The sequence below is a fragment of the Cytophagaceae bacterium ABcell3 genome, from assembly GCA_030913385.1.
In the GTDB taxonomy this organism is placed as follows: Bacteria; Bacteroidota; Bacteroidia; order Cytophagales; family Cytophagaceae; genus ABcell3.
The window spans coordinates 4048533-4064663 of record CP133159.1; the positions used below are offsets into that span (position 1 = coordinate 4048533).

Annotated in this window: 11 protein-coding genes and 2 CRISPR repeat arrays; all 11 genes read right to left on the bottom strand. The window is 36.4% G+C overall.

Annotation, left to right across the window (positions count from 1 at the left end; genetic code table 11):
* Positions 1-133: 133 nt before the first annotated feature.
* Complete coding sequence (locus RCC89_16410) at positions 134-424, bottom strand: hypothetical protein (protein ID WMJ74738.1); 291 nt, start codon at positions 422-424, stop codon at positions 134-136.
* An 11-nt stretch (positions 425-435) separates the two neighbouring features.
* Positions 436-1338 (bottom strand): S1-like domain-containing RNA-binding protein, encoded by a 903-nt coding sequence (locus RCC89_16415; protein WMJ74739.1) that lies wholly within the window; start codon positions 1336-1338, stop codon positions 436-438.
* Between the two features lie 45 nt (positions 1339-1383).
* The gene (locus RCC89_16420) at positions 1384-2025 is read right to left on the bottom strand and encodes a VTT domain-containing protein (protein ID WMJ74740.1); all 642 of its coding nucleotides are present in this window, start codon (positions 2023-2025) and stop codon (positions 1384-1386) included.
* Positions 2026-2654: 629 nt separating this feature from the next.
* A CRISPR array of direct repeats spans positions 2655-3078; the repeat unit is 30 nt; unit sequence ATTTCAATTCCACTATGGTACGATTAAAGG.
* A gap of 11 nt (positions 3079-3089) precedes the next feature.
* A CRISPR array of direct repeats spans positions 3090-7518; the repeat unit is 30 nt; unit sequence ATTTCCATTCCACTATGGTACGATTAAAGG.
* Positions 7519-7712: 194 nt separating this feature from the next.
* Positions 7713-7976, bottom strand: a complete 264-nt coding sequence (cas2, locus tag RCC89_16425) for a CRISPR-associated endonuclease Cas2 (GenBank protein ID WMJ74741.1) — start codon at positions 7974-7976, stop codon at positions 7713-7715.
* Between the two features lie 14 nt (positions 7977-7990).
* Positions 7991-8995: a type I-B CRISPR-associated endonuclease Cas1b gene (gene cas1b / locus RCC89_16430; GenBank protein ID WMJ74742.1), complete on the bottom strand. Its 1005-nt coding sequence runs from the start codon at positions 8993-8995 to the stop codon at positions 7991-7993.
* 51 nt (positions 8996-9046) lie between these two features.
* Complete coding sequence (locus tag RCC89_16435; GenBank protein WMJ74743.1) at positions 9047-9436, bottom strand: GxxExxY protein; 390 nt, start codon at positions 9434-9436, stop codon at positions 9047-9049.
* A gap of 92 nt (positions 9437-9528) precedes the next feature.
* The gene (gene cas4 / locus RCC89_16440; GenBank protein ID WMJ74744.1) at positions 9529-10038 is read right to left on the bottom strand and encodes a CRISPR-associated protein Cas4; all 510 of its coding nucleotides are present in this window, start codon (positions 10036-10038) and stop codon (positions 9529-9531) included.
* 3 nt (positions 10039-10041) lie between these two features.
* Complete coding sequence (gene cas3, locus RCC89_16445) at positions 10042-12291, bottom strand: CRISPR-associated helicase Cas3' (GenBank protein ID WMJ74745.1); 2250 nt, start codon at positions 12289-12291, stop codon at positions 10042-10044.
* A gap of 2 nt (positions 12292-12293) precedes the next feature.
* Positions 12294-12983 carry a hypothetical protein gene (locus RCC89_16450; protein WMJ74746.1) on the bottom strand — a complete coding sequence of 230 codons (690 nt, stop codon included), beginning with the start codon at positions 12981-12983 and terminating at the stop codon, positions 12294-12296.
* On the bottom strand, positions 12980-14017 hold the full coding sequence (gene cas7i, locus RCC89_16455; protein WMJ74747.1) for a type I-B CRISPR-associated protein Cas7/Cst2/DevR: 1038 nt from the start codon (positions 14015-14017) through the stop codon (positions 12980-12982). Before cas7i ends, RCC89_16450 begins: the two co-directional genes overlap by 4 nt.
* Before the next feature lie 12 nt (positions 14018-14029).
* Positions 14030-16030: a hypothetical protein gene (locus tag RCC89_16460; protein WMJ74748.1), complete on the bottom strand. Its 2001-nt coding sequence runs from the start codon at positions 16028-16030 to the stop codon at positions 14030-14032.
* Positions 16031-16131: the final 101 nt, after the last annotated feature.

Consider the following 16131-nt stretch of genomic DNA (forward strand, 5'->3'; position numbering starts at 1 on the left):
TCTTTTATTTCAGAAGGCCAAAGCTCCTGAACTTAAACATGTATTGCTTTAGGCACAATGGCCGCTACTGAAATACACAACGTTGTAATTTCTTAGGTATTTCAGCAAAGCACTGAACGGTACTGAAAAAGTATTAAGACCCTTCTTCAGCAGAAATTTTCTTTCTCAGCATCTTTTGAACCAGCAAAAAGCCAAGATATCCAGCTCCCAATCCAAAAGCAAGCATCATTACAAGGTATCCCATCCCTTCAGAAACCGGATCTACCACCCCTGTACCCGACAGGAACAGGCTGTAGCCCATAAACTCAAAAGTAAACCAGCCCAATACCGCAAAAGCCTGCCATTTGAAAGGCTTTTCGCCTCCGCTGCTAGCCTCTTTGCCTATTTTTCTGGCAAGAAAGAAAAGTATTATTATTTCTATCATTTCTCTAAATATTATGTCAGCACAATCTTGGATGCTTCCAGTTTAATAAGCCCCCTCTTAAGTAAACCGCCAACCGCCATCTTAAAATTCCTTTTGCTCATGCCTAATTGTATGTAGATATCCTCAGGACTGCTTTTGTCTGTCAAATGCAGAACGCCATTGTTTTCTTTAAGTTTTTGTTCCAAAATAGCCGTGGCGTCGCTTATGACCTCTTTCTTGTCTGGTGCAGAAAGCGTCAAGTCTATTTTACCATCGCTACGAAGTTTTTTAACGTAGCCCTCCATGGTACTGCCTACCTCTATATCGCGAAAAACCTCATTTTTATACAAAATCCCTCTATACTGCTGGTCTATAATAGCCATATAGCCCAAATCAGTCTTTTCATAAACCAACAAGTTGACCTTTTGTCCCTCGCTTAGTCCCTCATGTCCTTTTTGTAAAAAAGCACCCAGCTTCGCAACGCCGATAACCCTACCCGTACGGCGGTCTGATGCGATTTTCACCACATGCCGCTCCCCTACTTGCATGAGCCTGTGCTGCTCTGACTTGGGCACCAACAGGTCTTTTTCCAAACCCCAATCCATAAAAGCACCAAACTTACTGGTGTCTTTCACCTCCAGGCAAACCCAATCCCCAACTTGCCCTGCCGGCTTTAAAGTAGTAGCAACTGGACGGTCTTCGGAGTCCGTATATACAAAAACCTCTACCTCATCGCCCTCTTTCATAGAAGGCTCTGTGTACTTGTTTGGCAAAAGGACTTCTGTTGTTCCATCGGTCAGATATAATCCGTGCGGAGAACTTCTTTTAACTTTTAATTTATGGTATTTTCCAGACTCTGGCATTTTCTCATGTTTGTTCAAAAATAACAGTTTATCATGAAAGTAAATGCCATTTCTTGCCATCTTTTTACACATGCTTTAAAATAACCTCAACAAAGCGGATCCAAAGGCCAATAAAAATTACTTGCCCTTGTTCTTCAACCGCAACCTGAGGTAGAACCTGTAAGTCAAGAAAATGAGTCCCATAACAAGCATAACTACAAATGCCGTCACCAACATAGGCCAGGCTGCCGCAATACCTTTTCCGGTATAGTAAAACGGGAACAACAATACTGCATACATAAAAGCACACGTAAACAGGTTCATTAAAAAATACTTAAGGAAGTCCATTTGCTCACGACCGGCATAAACCGGAAAAACGGTTTTTATAAAAGGCAGGAACTTTGTCAAAAAAATAGCCACTTTCTTACCATAGCGATCTAGCAGTTGCCGTATGCGATGTATATAGTGTTTTTTATAATAGTAGCTCTCCTCCTTGGGAAAAGCCTCCTGCTGTAAGTTAAAACCTCTTTTATAAGCCACCAGGTCACCTATAAAAGAAGCCATGAAGCAGCATATAAAAATCAAACTTATGCTGACATCCAATATACCAGCGCCAGCCAACACCCCCAGCAAAGGCACAAAATAAGATATGCCCGAAATCACCAATCCGTAAAAAGAAGATGTTTCAGAAAAAATTAACAGAGACGCAATTCCAAGCACAACAGCTTGTCCCGAAAGGGACATTTGTTGTATAGCCATAAATTCTAAACAGTGCTCCATACAGCTATAACCATTCACCCACACCGGATGTTACCCCCTCCTCCTTCAAATGTCTGACCGGGATGTTTAAGATGTAAAGATGAAAAAGATAAACACCGGGAGCTTTAACTGTTTTCCCGCCTCAACTACCTCTTCATCCTGACTAACCTAGTTCTGACTAAATAACTCAATCCACCCTAGCTACTCCCACGCAATCCCTCCAAAGTCATGTAAAAGAACCAAGGCTATATAAACTTCACCCAGCCCCGGAAGGGGCGAAATGATTATAGAAAAGAAAATCCATATTACCTACACAGCCCTGAAGGGGCGATATTTGGATAATCTTTAGTTGCACCATCGCGATTAAAGGGGTTGCTTACCCTTTGCTCACTGTAGCCTTTGGCTGCAGAAACGAAATACCAAACAGAACGTATGGCCAAAGGTAGCCTCTGGCTACCCTAACGCAATATTCAAAGGCTACTTTGGATTTATACGCCATCAGACCCAAAAGACGCTGACGAGTACAGAAACGTAAATGCCTGAACCGGGATATAAAAGATGTAAAGATGAACAGGATAAACTGGAAAAGTTTAACTATTTCACCATCTTAACAATCTTTTCATCCTGACAATCATGGTTCTGATTATATTATTTCAATTCCAGTATGATACGATTAAAGGATTGACGAGGCTCTAGATTTTCTAAAGGGAGACAATTTCAATTCCACTATGGTACGATTAAAGGAACAGCGTCTTCACATTCTATCTCCACCGGTACATTATTTCAATTCCACTATGGTACGATTAAAGGGTCCGCACCGTCTGTCGTTGCCTTGACCTTAATTACTATTTCAATTCCACTATGGTACGATTAAAGGTCCCATGCTTCTTGGTCTATGATGATGAGATCAAAATTTCAATTCCACTATGGTACGATTAAAGGAGTTTTTCCAGATAGGCTTCTAGTGCTTTCCTGTCCATTTCAATTCCACTATGGTACGATTAAAGGTTTCTGCCGCTGCCCTTCTCTCTTCTTCGGAAAGACATTTCAATTCCACTATGGTACGATTAAAGGTTCCACAATTTTTGTAACTCCCACTATGGTACGATTAAAGGTATGTCAAACTCTTTGTCAGGCATGTAAATTAAAGATAAATTTCAATTCCACTATGGTACGATTAAAGCCGCGTACTCATCTTCAAGCCAATCCCCTAATTGCAATTTCAATTCCACTATGGTACGATTAAAGACTACCCCAGCGCCAGTCTAACACATCAAACTCGGTATTTCAATTCCACTATGGTACGATTAAAGTTTGAAGGGGATAGAAGGAAGCGGGACGGTATTAAATTTCAATTCCACTATGGTACGATTAAAGGGTATAGAAAAACGAGGCCTAAGCCATATTACGGCTGATTTCAATTCCACTATGGTACGATTAAAGGCCCAGCCTGTTCGCCACCTCACCTGGCGCAGGTTGATTTCAATTCCACTATGGTACGATTAAAGGACACTACGATCACAATCAACGGCTTTGAACTTTCATTTCAATTCCACTATGGTACGATTAAAGGTACGCACTTTTAAAGCCCCTCAGAAGGTTTTTAAGATTTCAATTCCACTATGGTACGATTAAAGGGATGAGGTTGCAAGTTATGGAATAATGATTTCAAAATTTCAATTCCACTATGGTACGATTAAAGGACTCCTTCGGGGGAAATATACCAAGCGGTTGGAGAATTTCAATTCCACTATGGTACGATTAAAGGGGTATAGAGGATTTATACAGGCAGTTTGTAAAGCGATTTCAATTCCACTATGGTACGATTAAAGGGCGAGGGGGTGCAGACAGAAGCGCAGTTTTTTATATTTCAATTCCACTATGGTACGATTAAAGGTAATGTCGTAAACCCTCCAAAGTGTTATCTGCTCCATTTCCATTCCACTATGGTACGATTAAAGGAGGCATACAGGAAGATAATAGCCGACACGATATATGCATTTCCATTCCACTATGGTACGATTAAAGGCCGGCTCACTGAGCTCCAGTTCAGAAGTGGCAACACCATTTCCATTCCACTATGGTACGATTAAAGGCAGGGATTTCAAGCGTTGATTTCACAACTATCATATTTCCATTCCACTATGGTACGATTAAAGGGGTATAGCGTCAAAAACACCCTTTAGAATTCTTTTCAATTTCCATTCCACTATGGTACGATTAAAGGATAAAGGTTGAAACATAATCACCATTTTCATCTGTATTTCCATTCCACTATGGTACGATTAAAGGTAGTTAATACAGGAGGTTACCCTTTCGAAGTCGAATTTCCATTCCACTATGGTACGATTAAAGGTGTGTATCTCTATCTTGTCGGCAAAGCGTACGCCGATTTCCATTCCACTATGGTACGATTAAAGGCGTAAACCTTCAGAGCAGCAGTTTTCCGATACATTATTTCCATTCCACTATGGTACGATTAAAGGAACACTTGTTCCGCACAACTACCAAAAGTTAAATTATTTCCATTCCACTATGGTACGATTAAAGGAGGTATACCTCTCCATCTCCTAAATGCGTACGAATATTTCCATTCCACTATGGTACGATTAAAGGCGTTATCCCTGAATATATCAAGCGTTCCAAGTGTTATTTCCATTCCACTATGGTACGATTAAAGGTCAACTTGGAGGAGCAAGTATAGAGTTTAAAATTTTATTTCCATTCCACTATGGTACGATTAAAGGGAACAAGTTCATTAACCATTCCAATCATGTTGTTTTATTTCCATTCCACTATGGTACGATTAAAGGTCCAGAAACCGCCTTCTTAAACTCGCCATTCCAGTTAAATTTCAATTCCACTATGGTACGATTAAAGGTTGACTGAGGAACTCTTTTCTGTCCGGCTGGTTTATTTCAATTCCACTATGGTACGATTAAAGGGTTGTAATTAGAAATTAGAAGGCTTACATTTTTATAATTTCCATTCCACTATGGTACGATTAAAGGGGTTACCTTCATAAAGGTAATATCGTACAAGTCCAATTTCCATTCCACTATGGTACGATTAAAGGAAGTTTTTCTGGTTAGTATCAGACGGATACTTTTATTTCCATTCCACTATGGTACGATTAAAGGCCAGTACTGGCGAAAAGCTTAAAGGAATTCGCCTATTTCCATTCCACTATGGTACGATTAAAGGCTTCGTTTTGCGGAGGGGAAACTTTACGCTATTGACTATTTCCATTCCACTATGGTACGATTAAAGGTTTTCAAAAATAGCTTTCTCTTTTGCCCCGTCAGCTTATTTCCATTCCACTATGGTACGATTAAAGGTGCAGCGCATAGCCGCCATCGGTGGGGTCCAACATCATTTCCATTCCACTATGGTACGATTAAAGGTTTCATCTGTAAACTTGAATATTCAAAGAAAAACTTAATTTCCATTCCACTATGGTACGATTAAAGGATTTTTTATATGCAAGAACTGATGAAAGCGCACAAAATTTCCATTCCACTATGGTACGATTAAAGGACCAATCAGGTAATCAACAGAAACACCTAAAGCACATTTCCATTCCACTATGGTACGATTAAAGGAAACAATGTTGTAAAAATTGCTTTCATATTCATATATTTCCATTCCACTATGGTACGATTAAAGGAAGCAGCCGGAAAAACCAGAAGAATCTGACAGCCCGATTTCCATTCCACTATGGTACGATTAAAGGCAAACGTCCGAAAGAAGATATACCCTTTGTCATGTATTTCCATTCCACTATGGTACGATTAAAGGAGTTGAGAACATTGCAACATATCCTTTACCTGTTGTATTTCCATTCCACTATGGTACGATTAAAGGTTCCTGCAACAGGTAATAAAATGGAACCTTCAACATTATTTCCATTCCACTATGGTACGATTAAAGGGCCTGAAAGATTTTTAAAAATATGCGATTCAACTTTTATTTCCATTCCACTATGGTACGATTAAAGGTCCTAAAATGCAGGTTATTAATCCTATTGTCTCATATTTCCATTCCACTATGGTACGATTAAAGGGACCTGAAAAATTAACACAGAGTCAAGAAACCATGATAATTTCCATTCCACTATGGTACGATTAAAGGTATATGTCAAGTCGGCAGGGACAAACCGTTGGCGATATTTCCATTCCACTATGGTACGATTAAAGGGCAAATAGCAAAAATGGCAGGCTATCCGTTTGAACATTTCCATTCCACTATGGTACGATTAAAGGCACAGGTGTTTTTTATACAGGATGAAATAGATAGATTCATTTCCATTCCACTATGGTACGATTAAAGGCAAGTACGCAAAACGCATATACCAACTAGCGAGCCAAATTTCCATTCCACTATGGTACGATTAAAGGCTTAATCTTCCTCCAATCCCACGGAGCCATTGGCGAATTTCCATTCCACTATGGTACGATTAAAGGATCCAAACAATACCATAAATACATCAGACTTAAGGCCATTTCCATTCCACTATGGTACGATTAAAGGTTATCTGAGGCACAAAGTAAGGTTCCGGCCTGAAATTTATTTCCATTCCACTATGGTACGATTAAAGGGTCTTAATGCCTATCATCCGCATGGCCTCTACCTTATATTTCCATTCCACTATGGTACGATTAAAGGTATTACACCTGTTATTCATGATTCATCTTTACCACTATTTCCATTCCACTATGGTACGATTAAAGGTATCTTATTAACTGTTTAAAATCAGCTATCTAATAATTTCCATTCCACTATGGTACGATTAAAGGGATTCAATTTGTTTGAGTTGTTTTTCCCAGTCTCATTTCCATTCCACTATGGTACGATTAAAGGCAGGTTCTGCAGCTGGACTTTCTGCCGTCAGAATATTTCCATTCCACTATGGTACGATTAAAGGATGAGTTGGGATTCTTTTATACTTTTTCATAAAAAATTTCCATTCCACTATGGTACGATTAAAGGTTCAATTTTTTTAAAAGTTGTACAATCCTTGAAATCATTTCCATTCCACTATGGTACGATTAAAGGTGCTATCGCAAGTAATAAAGGTTTATTTTTCATTATTTCCATTCCACTATGGTACGATTAAAGGTAGCCTTTAGAAGACTGCTTTCAGAGTGTATAGGCCTATTTCCATTCCACTATGGTACGATTAAAGGTAGCCTAAGCGTATCTCCACCTTATCGCCACGCCTGAATTTCCATTCCACTATGGTACGATTAAAGGCCTTAACAGCACATTCACCGGCTGCATACTCTCGGTATTTCCATTCCACTATGGTACGATTAAAGGACCGAAGATTGTTTTCCCTTACATTCCTTTGAAAAATTTCCATTCCACTATGGTACGATTAAAGGCCAAAGCCAGTCATGGAAGCCCTGTGCCTTCGGAAATTTCCATTCCACTATGGTACGATTAAAGGTCCACAAACCTTTTGTTTCTTGAAAGGTCTATAATATTTCCATTCCACTATGGTACGATTAAAGGCCGTGTAAAAATCCTGCTTTACGGCATGAAAACAAAGGTTTCCTCTGCTTTTTTTGCTTTATTTGTCGTCGATCACTGATTATATGATTTTTGCCGGACTTCGACAACTGCGCTGAATACGCCGAAACCAACATTTTAATACGTTCTCTGCTTTCCTGCGGTAATATAAACATTAAATAATATGATACCGACGACTAAAGCATGTTATCCAGCTCATTCTTCTCATTTCCTATAACTTCTTTTTTCAGCCACTTTTCCTCCCTGCTCCTGAAAATTATAAGGCTATCCTCTTCTTCATCCATAATTTCTCTGGCCTTGTGTTTTAACTCTTTTAACTTCACTTCGGTAATTTCTCCCTCAAAAACTGAATTCTGTATCCAGTGCAGGTATTTACGACAGAGCTTCAGCATTTTACCTACCCTCCTTTCTCCTATATCATATACTAATATAACATACATATCTTAAAATTTTGTTACCACCAAATCTTAAATGGCTTGTACTCTTCCATGGCCAATATATGCTTCACGAGCTTATAACACTCCAGTTTTACCAGGTGCTTATAGCTGACGTGCTTCTTTAACTTACGGTGTTTTATGGTTTCATTAAGCCTTTCTTCGAAGGCTTTTATAAACACTTTCTTCCCTTTTTCCTTGAGAATGCACCTGTTCAGCTTCTGATCAAAATCAGAAGACTGAATCTCTCTTTTATTGATCACCCTGAATATAACCCTGTCAGTAAGCAATGGCTTAAATATTTCCGCCAGATCAAGTGCCAGAGAAAACCTCCGGGTACCCGGCTCATGCAAAAAACTAATAGTAGGGTTTAACTGTGTATGATAAATCATATCCAGGCATAAGGTATAGCACATCATGTTTCCAAAAGAGATAAGTGCATTGACCTCATTTAATGGAGGTTGCTTAGACCGGCCTTGCATGGGCATGTCATTCAGGATAATATCAAAAGCCTCATAATATACCTGTCGTATGTTACCTTCTATACCCATTAGCTCAGGTACATTATCGCACCCGCCAATACTTTCCCTGAAACCTTCGATCCTGCATATTTCATTTTCCAGACCCTTACCCCTATTTGAGTAATATCTGAGATTTTTAAGCATATTAAAGCTGGCGCCATCTATAAGCCTGCAGGCTATGTCCATACGCTTCTTTTTGCTATGATAAGACAGCGTCTGCGCAACCTGCACTTTGCCGGCTAAAAGGTATTCTTTAGGAAAGAACGATCCGGTATAGTGCTCATAATAGTCAAAAAAATGAACCGTAATATGATTTTTGCCCAGAAAGTTATAAAGTGCGGAGTTGGCATCAAGGGAACCAAAAGCATACAGATCGCTTACACCTTCTACAGGAATATATTTTGCCGGCTGTTCCTGACCTGCTTCATTTACGGCAACAAATTTCAGGGTATTGTCTTTTCGGCTGAGTCTGCCGGGGTTAAAAAGGTAAAAAGACTTTCTCATATGTCTGAACTGGCCAATGTCTGAACCAGGATATTAAAGATTAAAAGAGAATCAAGATTTAATTTTATTGTTGAACAACCTTTTTACTTCCAGTCTGGTTGAGCCAAAATTTATAAGTAAGCCGGTTGGAAGTTTAAAAGCTTCCAGGTAGTTTTTGGCTTGTGCCAGATGTACATCTTCCAGTTTTATTATTGATTTAAGTTCTACCAGAATAGATTCTTGTACTAAAAAATCAACTCTTCGGGTTCCTATTTCATGGCCTTTGTAAAAAACAGGCATCTCTACTTCTCTTGCGTATGGTATCTTGTTTAAGGAAAATTCTATCTCAAGAGCCCTTTGGTAGATAACTTCCTGAAAGCCGTTACCAATTTGGTTATGCACCTGCATAGAACACCCTATGATTTTGTGGGTAAGCTCATTATAGTTGATTACTTGTTTCATAGCTAAAAATATGGTATAAAAAGTTTATGTTCTGGCAATTAGGTTCTAATTAACAGCATCTTTGATATCTATTCCATCCTAATTATCATGGTTCAGACAATTTCCCCACTCCAGCAAAAGTCATAGTACGCACACTTCTTGCAAAGCTTCATTTCTATCTTTTCAGGGCAGGACTCCTGTTTTATGATTTCTTCAGCTTTAGGCAACAACTCATTAAAAGCCTGAATATCTTCTTCAGTCAGTACCACCTCTTTTTTTATCTTCAGTTTGGGATATTCCAGGATTCCTTCAACTCCATCGACACCATGCTGTTGCAGCTTAAAAATATAATATTTAAGCTGCCATTCATGGGCCATTTCTACAGCATTAGTCCTTTTAGTTTCATGAACTACTTTATTAGCAGCATCATAAAAATCTATCTTCACGCCTTCTATCTCAATTTCTGTATATTTTTCAGCTCTTTGCCCGTAGCTGGTTTCATGAATAAGCTTACCATCTGCCACCACTTCAGAAGTATGCTCCATGTTCAGCCCATTCGCAAAAAGCCAAAGCTTGCGATGGCAGACGAAGTAGTAGTGGATATGGGTGCCGGTGATTTGCATAATTTACAAAATATTTGAGTCTCTTTCTTTACCAAATTTCCTCACTCCAAACTTTGATATGTACTCTATGTCTCTTGCGACTATTACATCCCGCTCTTTAACTTTTCTTGTGCTTTGGAAAGAATATATTGAAACTAATAATTGATTTGCTTCGATATAACGTCCAACTTCCTTGAGTTTACCATATTCCTCTTGAAGATTAAAACACAAAATATCTATTTTGGCATTGTCGTGTTTGATAATTTCATCAGAAACATTTTCATCCCAATAACCAGCTATTACATTTTCTGGAAAGTTGTTTATAACAGGATGACATAAACCTTGCTCAAAGTCTTTTCTTTGTAATTCATTATAACCATTTTGATAAACTTCATTGCAGGCACCTACAAGATCTTGTTCAGAAATTTCAAAACCCTGAAATTTTTCTAAAACATTAAAAGTTTTTGTTAATGTATCTTCACAATATATTTTTTTGACATTTCCTATAATATTTTCATATAAATATACTAGAGCAGGTTTTTTGTTTTTTCCAGCACGGTTCACTCTACCAAATCGCTGTATTAATGCATCTATTGGAGCATTTTCAATAAAAGCAATTTTATAATCTATATCTAAACTTACTTCTACTGCCTGAGTAGCTATGAGAACTTTAGGTCTTTCTTTTATGTCTTTATTAGTAATTCGTGATTCAATGTCTATTCTGTCCTTTTTGTGGAGTCCTCCATGGAGCATTTCTCGGTTTTCAAATTCAGATAGCTCATTGTAAAGCTTCTGACATGTGCTAATATTATTGACAACTATTAAAACCGATTCGTTTTTAATACTTCGTCTGATTTTATCTTTTATTAATTCCAGATCATCTAAAATGCTTTTATTTCTGCATGTTTTTAGAACATGTCGCTTCCTATTTAAAATTAATTTGTCAGTTTCAGAGTTAGGATCTGGTCTAAATATCTTACTGCTATCGTTTCCTAAAACATTCTCAATGATTAAATTCTGCATGAAAGCAGGGATAGTGGCAGACATGAAACAAAACTTTGCATTAAAGTTATCCTCAAGCCATTTTACTGTAGCTAATAGCAATCCGGATAATAATGGATCATATGTATGAAATTCATCAATAATGAAGATGGCATTAGGAAAATCCCACAAGTTCATTTCCCATCCTTTTCCCATTAATGCTGCTTTTATTATTTGATGTGGAGTTGCAATTTTGATTGGAAAAAATATTTCTCTGGATAGCCCTGATAACTTTCTTGCTTCATCCGATTTCTTTTTATAATTATTAGTTTCTTTTTCTACATCTTCATAAAAATAATCAAGAGTTCTGGAATGAAGTGGTGTTACCAGGCCTTTACCCAATTTCTCTTCTAATCTACTAACCATGGCATTGATACTTGCCGTAAAAGGTAGAATATAAAAGATACGGCTATTTGAGGTTTGGTTATTTACGACCCAATTTAAAGCCGCTTCTGTTTTTCCGGAACCAGTTGGTGCATGTAATATACAACTGCCTTCAACTTTTCCCATTTTTTCTTGGAAGTTCCGAAAGCCTTGCTCAGGCTGTATTTGATGAACCTCAATAATAGGCATTTTGGGAATCTGATCTTCTAATCTTGCAGAACCTATATGATCTGCAGCCATCAGTAATCCTCTCAACTTACTCAATTTCAATCTATCTTCATGCTTGGGTATATCTTTCTTTTGAGTACTTTTTATTAAAGCCCTAATAGTTTCCTTTGAAAGCTTATGATTTTCTAAAGAGGCTTGGAGGTTACTTTTGAATTGTAAGGTTACCTTAAATTTTTCTAACCATTTTTTTAGAAAGATCTTTATTTCACTCTTCAGGTCGCCAAACTCTATAATCTGTTTGTTTAAATGATCAGTTAGTGTATCTAATTTTAAAAATTTCGATGAACTACCTTCCTCTACAATCCCTTTATGATGCGTTGCAATTATAAATAACTCCAACAATGATAACTCCAAGAAGGATTCCGCTATAAAAAGGGAAATGATTTCATGACGTATAGGGATTCTACCTGTTTCATTATTTAAATTATGTTCAAAACTGGGATGAATTTTCCCTATATCATGGAGAATAATAGCGGTTAAAAGTTTATTTTCTAACAAATGTCTTTCTTCATTAGATATAGGCAAACATGATAGGAGCCGTTTTCCTGCTTTTAACACATGTTCAGTATGGTCAACTAATGAGGTTCCATCACTTTTGGCTAAAAAACTAAAAATATCCATATTTAAGCATTCCAGTTATGAAAGTAAAAGCTTACTGTATTTTTGCTTTCATCTTCATCAAAACAAAACAAATTTTTATGTAAAACATTAGATTTTCTGTCGTGAGGAATAGCAACAAAAATTCCTGATTTTTGAGGAATTCTTCCACTTCCTATTTCCGAATTTTCTACAAAAGATTCAGCCAATTGTACTAATTGCCCACCTACTGCCATTCCTGGAACAAAAGGTAGCATACATCCTGCCAGTTCTGCACACTCAATTGGTTTTGCTTTAATTATTCTAACGCTTTCTATTTTTAATAAATCTTGAGAACGTCCTAAAGCAGGAGTACCTACTGGATATTTAAAATGACCAATCCAATCAAGTCGGTCAATCCATAAAGTAAGTTTAGGATTTGAGTGAAACTCTCTGGAATAAGCATCTGTTCCTTTGGAATGGTTTTTGACTCTTTTTCCGTCAAATTCAAGTCGCTGCCTTGTCTCAATGTCCTGATTGTAGTTGTCAAAACTATAATGAAATCCCAAGCTTACTTCATTAGATTCCACTAGTCTTCCTAAGCAACATCCAATGATACCAAGTAATAATGAGTATGATGGTACAGGCATACACATAGCATTACCAGATAAAATAAAAGGTTGCCTTGGAGTTCCTGTCCATCCTGATAATTTGACTTCTAAAAACTCTTTCATCATTTTAATTTTGCTTCAATAAAATTATTAACTACACCTATAGGTGAATCAATAATTATCTCTATTCCGGAAATTTTTTCTTTGGATAAGTTAATTAACTCTTCTTCATTTTCAATATAACCTTTCCTCAAACCGATATAAACTGCACTAGAAAATTTATCCTTATAATCAGTTATTATCTCTTTTAAAGTCTCAATCTCTATAGAAGGGTTTTCGCCTTTCCCAGAAAAAATATTATTGAAAATTGGATTGGCAGATGACATTCCTGCTAAGACAAGGACTTTAGGTGATACATCTGAGCCAAAGGCAGCCTGTTTCGCTCCTCCTCTTAAAAAAGCTAATCCTTTTAATAAACCTGCTGCTCTTTCTTTCCTCTTCTTCTCAGCATCTTTAAGTTTATATTTTTTGAATTTTTTTTCAGATATTAATTCCTCATTTAGTATGTCCTTATATTTTTTAACATTTTCTTCGCTTAATTCTTTTCTGCTGCCAAGGTTCTCAAAAACACCTAACCTTGAATATTCTAAGTTAAAATAACCTTCTAAATGCGATGAATAAAATTTTGTGGAATATGGTAGAGGGGTTCCTTCTTTTAGGTGCACAAAAGCTTCGTCTTTATTAAGTCTTCTCTTTCCTCTGATTCCTTTTAGGATAGAACTTTTAAAAGGGGATGTTCTTTGAATGCTTTCTTCACCTGATGAGCCACTCTTCATATAACCAAATAAATCGTCTTCTGGGAATTCAATAGGATTTAGCTCGGTCGCAATTTTATTGGTATTGCCTCTTTCAGATGTATCAATACTTCTAAGTTCACTAGGGTTCCAGTTACTTTCTTCATTAGTAGTGTTTCTTAGCCACCTTCTCCAGGACTGCGCAGAAACGTATGGAACCTCTTCATCTCTTCCGTTAACCTTTTCTCTATAAGTTTTAGGGATAACAAGATTCCTGTCTTCTCCAGACCCTAAACCTGCTCCATTTAAAAATGATGCTGTAGCATCAATTAATAAGCATCCGGTGATATTTTTTAATTCTGCCATGGTATAAAAGTTTTAGTTTTGATTTAAAAAGTATAATTGGTTTAAGTAGTACTCAATAGAAAATTTGCATAATGAAACATTGAAATTGCCTGACATATCATATAAGAGAGCTTCTGAATATAGATCAGAATTTTTAACTTCCGAAAGCTTTTTCTCATAGTATTTCATTTCAGCATCACTCCCAGAATCCCTCAGTTTATTTAAATAGAAGGATTTCATATTATTGCAGGCTTCTATAAGCCAACTAATAAAATGTTCTTTAGGCCTTCTAAGGTTGTCGAGGATGTGTTTCTTAAATTTTTTATGATCTTTTGAATATTTTTCCAAATAATATTCAAAATAAGTACGAGAAAAGATTTTCATCCTCTTTATATAGTCTTCTTCTTTTTCATGTAAAAGAAAATTCTCTTCGTTGATAATAGGTTCTATATTTACTTCCACCTCATAATTATAATAAATCCTTAGAAGATCCCTTAATCCATATTTTTTGGGTGTCCCATAAGAATATAATATTGCATATACATTTTGATAAGGGATACCATATTGAGCTGCCCTAATAATTGGTTCATTTAAAGAAACCTCATGATTTCTACTTCCTTTTAAATCTGAAATGTCAGTTTGTTTAATGTCTGTGAGAAGCCTAAGGCTTATTAAAAAAGCATTAAGTATAGGATTATTAATTACTTTTTCTTCAGAAAGCTTACCATAGCTTTTCCTTTGATAATAGAAATGAATATGCTTTAATATTTTATAAAAATTATTTTGTATAGGGAGCTGGTCAGTATTATCCAAGATATTGATATGGTGAATAATATTCCATTTATGCTTTGTAGCAGCCTCAACTAAAACTCTAAAAATAATTGTTTTATACTCAGGATTGGAATATGCATCTCTTTTTGATAATAAATTATTTTCTTTCTTGTCTTTAAAGTTATTTAAGAGCTCTGCAATGTATTTTGAGTATGGTATTTTCCCAGAGTTATCAATTTCTCTTTGATAGGTCTCAAAAAACTCTACACTTACTCCTTCATGTTTTTTTGATGGATATAATATATTACAGTCATTTTTTGCTAATAGACAATCAATAAAATACCCTCCACTCTCACCATTTAAAATACTTTTTAATTCTTCAGAGCAACCAGCTGATGATTTTTTAATGTTTTGAAGTTTTTTAAAAACTACATTTGGAACTCTGTCTATAGAACAACTGGCACCTGTTCCTGAATTTGAGAAGCTCCATAAATTAAGATCAGAATAAATGTCATTAAAATCTCCATATTCACTTTCCTTTATTGCCAGCCATTCTAAACCTAAAAGGATGAAATTTCCTTTTTTATAGTTTCTTATATTCTCAATTTGGCTACTCTGAGGAGTTTTAGAAATTTCTTTATTTACATCTTCAATAAAGTTGCGAATATATTCTTTCGAAAAAGCAAAATTTGTTGAATCGATTAATAAAATCCCCCCCCGATAAAGGACAGCAGATAACGGAAGAAATTGTAAAATCACCAAACATATTGGATGAATATTAATGGCAAATTTGGCTTGAGGTAAAGCTTGGGCATCAGAACCAAGAGCTCCAATTAAAGGAAACCAACACCTGTTTATTGTGGTATCTTTGCTCGCAATCTTTTTTTCTGGATAACCAATTTCTTTTAGAGCTTGCTGATAAAAAATCTGAAACGATTTTTCATATCTTAAACCAGAAAGTTCGCAAACTTTACTGCCATTATCTTCGTAGTTCTTTAGAATAAGATTTATTAACTTATCATATATCTTTTTGCCAAACTCCTTATCATTGTGCAAAGGGCCATTTCTGGTGAATATCATTGAATAGCTCTTCAGTCTAAGGTTGAGCTCTAAAAGAGAAGAAGGGTAAGACTTTAATGGTTTCTGATACAGTCTTAAAATTTCTTCCGGTGTAACCACTGAAAAATCATCAACAACTAAAAGAACTTCCAGGGTTTGTAATGCATTATTTAAAAAGGCGTTTCCTGTATATGATTTAAACATGGTGTCTATTTTGAAAGAAAAATAACATCTAGTTAGAATCAGAAGAGCCTCGCAGACAGATTATTGTCATTTTGATAATATCGTAGGAGCCTTCCCTGAAG

What these genes read in the sequence shown, in the direction of transcription:
- RCC89_16410 (WMJ74738.1), bottom strand. Translation starts at nt 424, where the DNA reads ATGATAGAAATAATAATACTTTTCTTTCTTGCCAGAAAAATAGGCAAA.
- RCC89_16415 (WMJ74739.1), bottom strand. Translation starts at nt 1,338, where the DNA reads ATGTGTAAAAAGATGGCAAGAAATGGCATTTACTTTCATGATAAACTG.
- RCC89_16420 (WMJ74740.1), bottom strand. Translation starts at nt 2,025, where the DNA reads ATGGAGCACTGTTTAGAATTTATGGCTATACAACAAATGTCCCTTTCG.
- cas2 (WMJ74741.1), bottom strand. Translation starts at nt 7,976, where the DNA reads ATGTATGTTATATTAGTATATGATATAGGAGAAAGGAGGGTAGGTAAA.
- cas1b (WMJ74742.1), bottom strand. Translation starts at nt 8,995, where the DNA reads ATGAGAAAGTCTTTTTACCTTTTTAACCCCGGCAGACTCAGCCGAAAA.
- RCC89_16435 (WMJ74743.1), bottom strand. Translation starts at nt 9,436, where the DNA reads ATGAAACAAGTAATCAACTATAATGAGCTTACCCACAAAATCATAGGG.
- cas4 (WMJ74744.1), bottom strand. Translation starts at nt 10,038, where the DNA reads ATGCAAATCACCGGCACCCATATCCACTACTACTTCGTCTGCCATCGC.
- cas3 (WMJ74745.1), bottom strand. Translation starts at nt 12,291, where the DNA reads ATGGATATTTTTAGTTTTTTAGCCAAAAGTGATGGAACCTCATTAGTT.
- RCC89_16450 (WMJ74746.1), bottom strand. Translation starts at nt 12,983, where the DNA reads ATGATGAAAGAGTTTTTAGAAGTCAAATTATCAGGATGGACAGGAACT.
- cas7i (WMJ74747.1), bottom strand. Translation starts at nt 14,017, where the DNA reads ATGGCAGAATTAAAAAATATCACCGGATGCTTATTAATTGATGCTACA.
- RCC89_16460 (WMJ74748.1), bottom strand. Translation starts at nt 16,030, where the DNA reads ATGTTTAAATCATATACAGGAAACGCCTTTTTAAATAATGCATTACAA.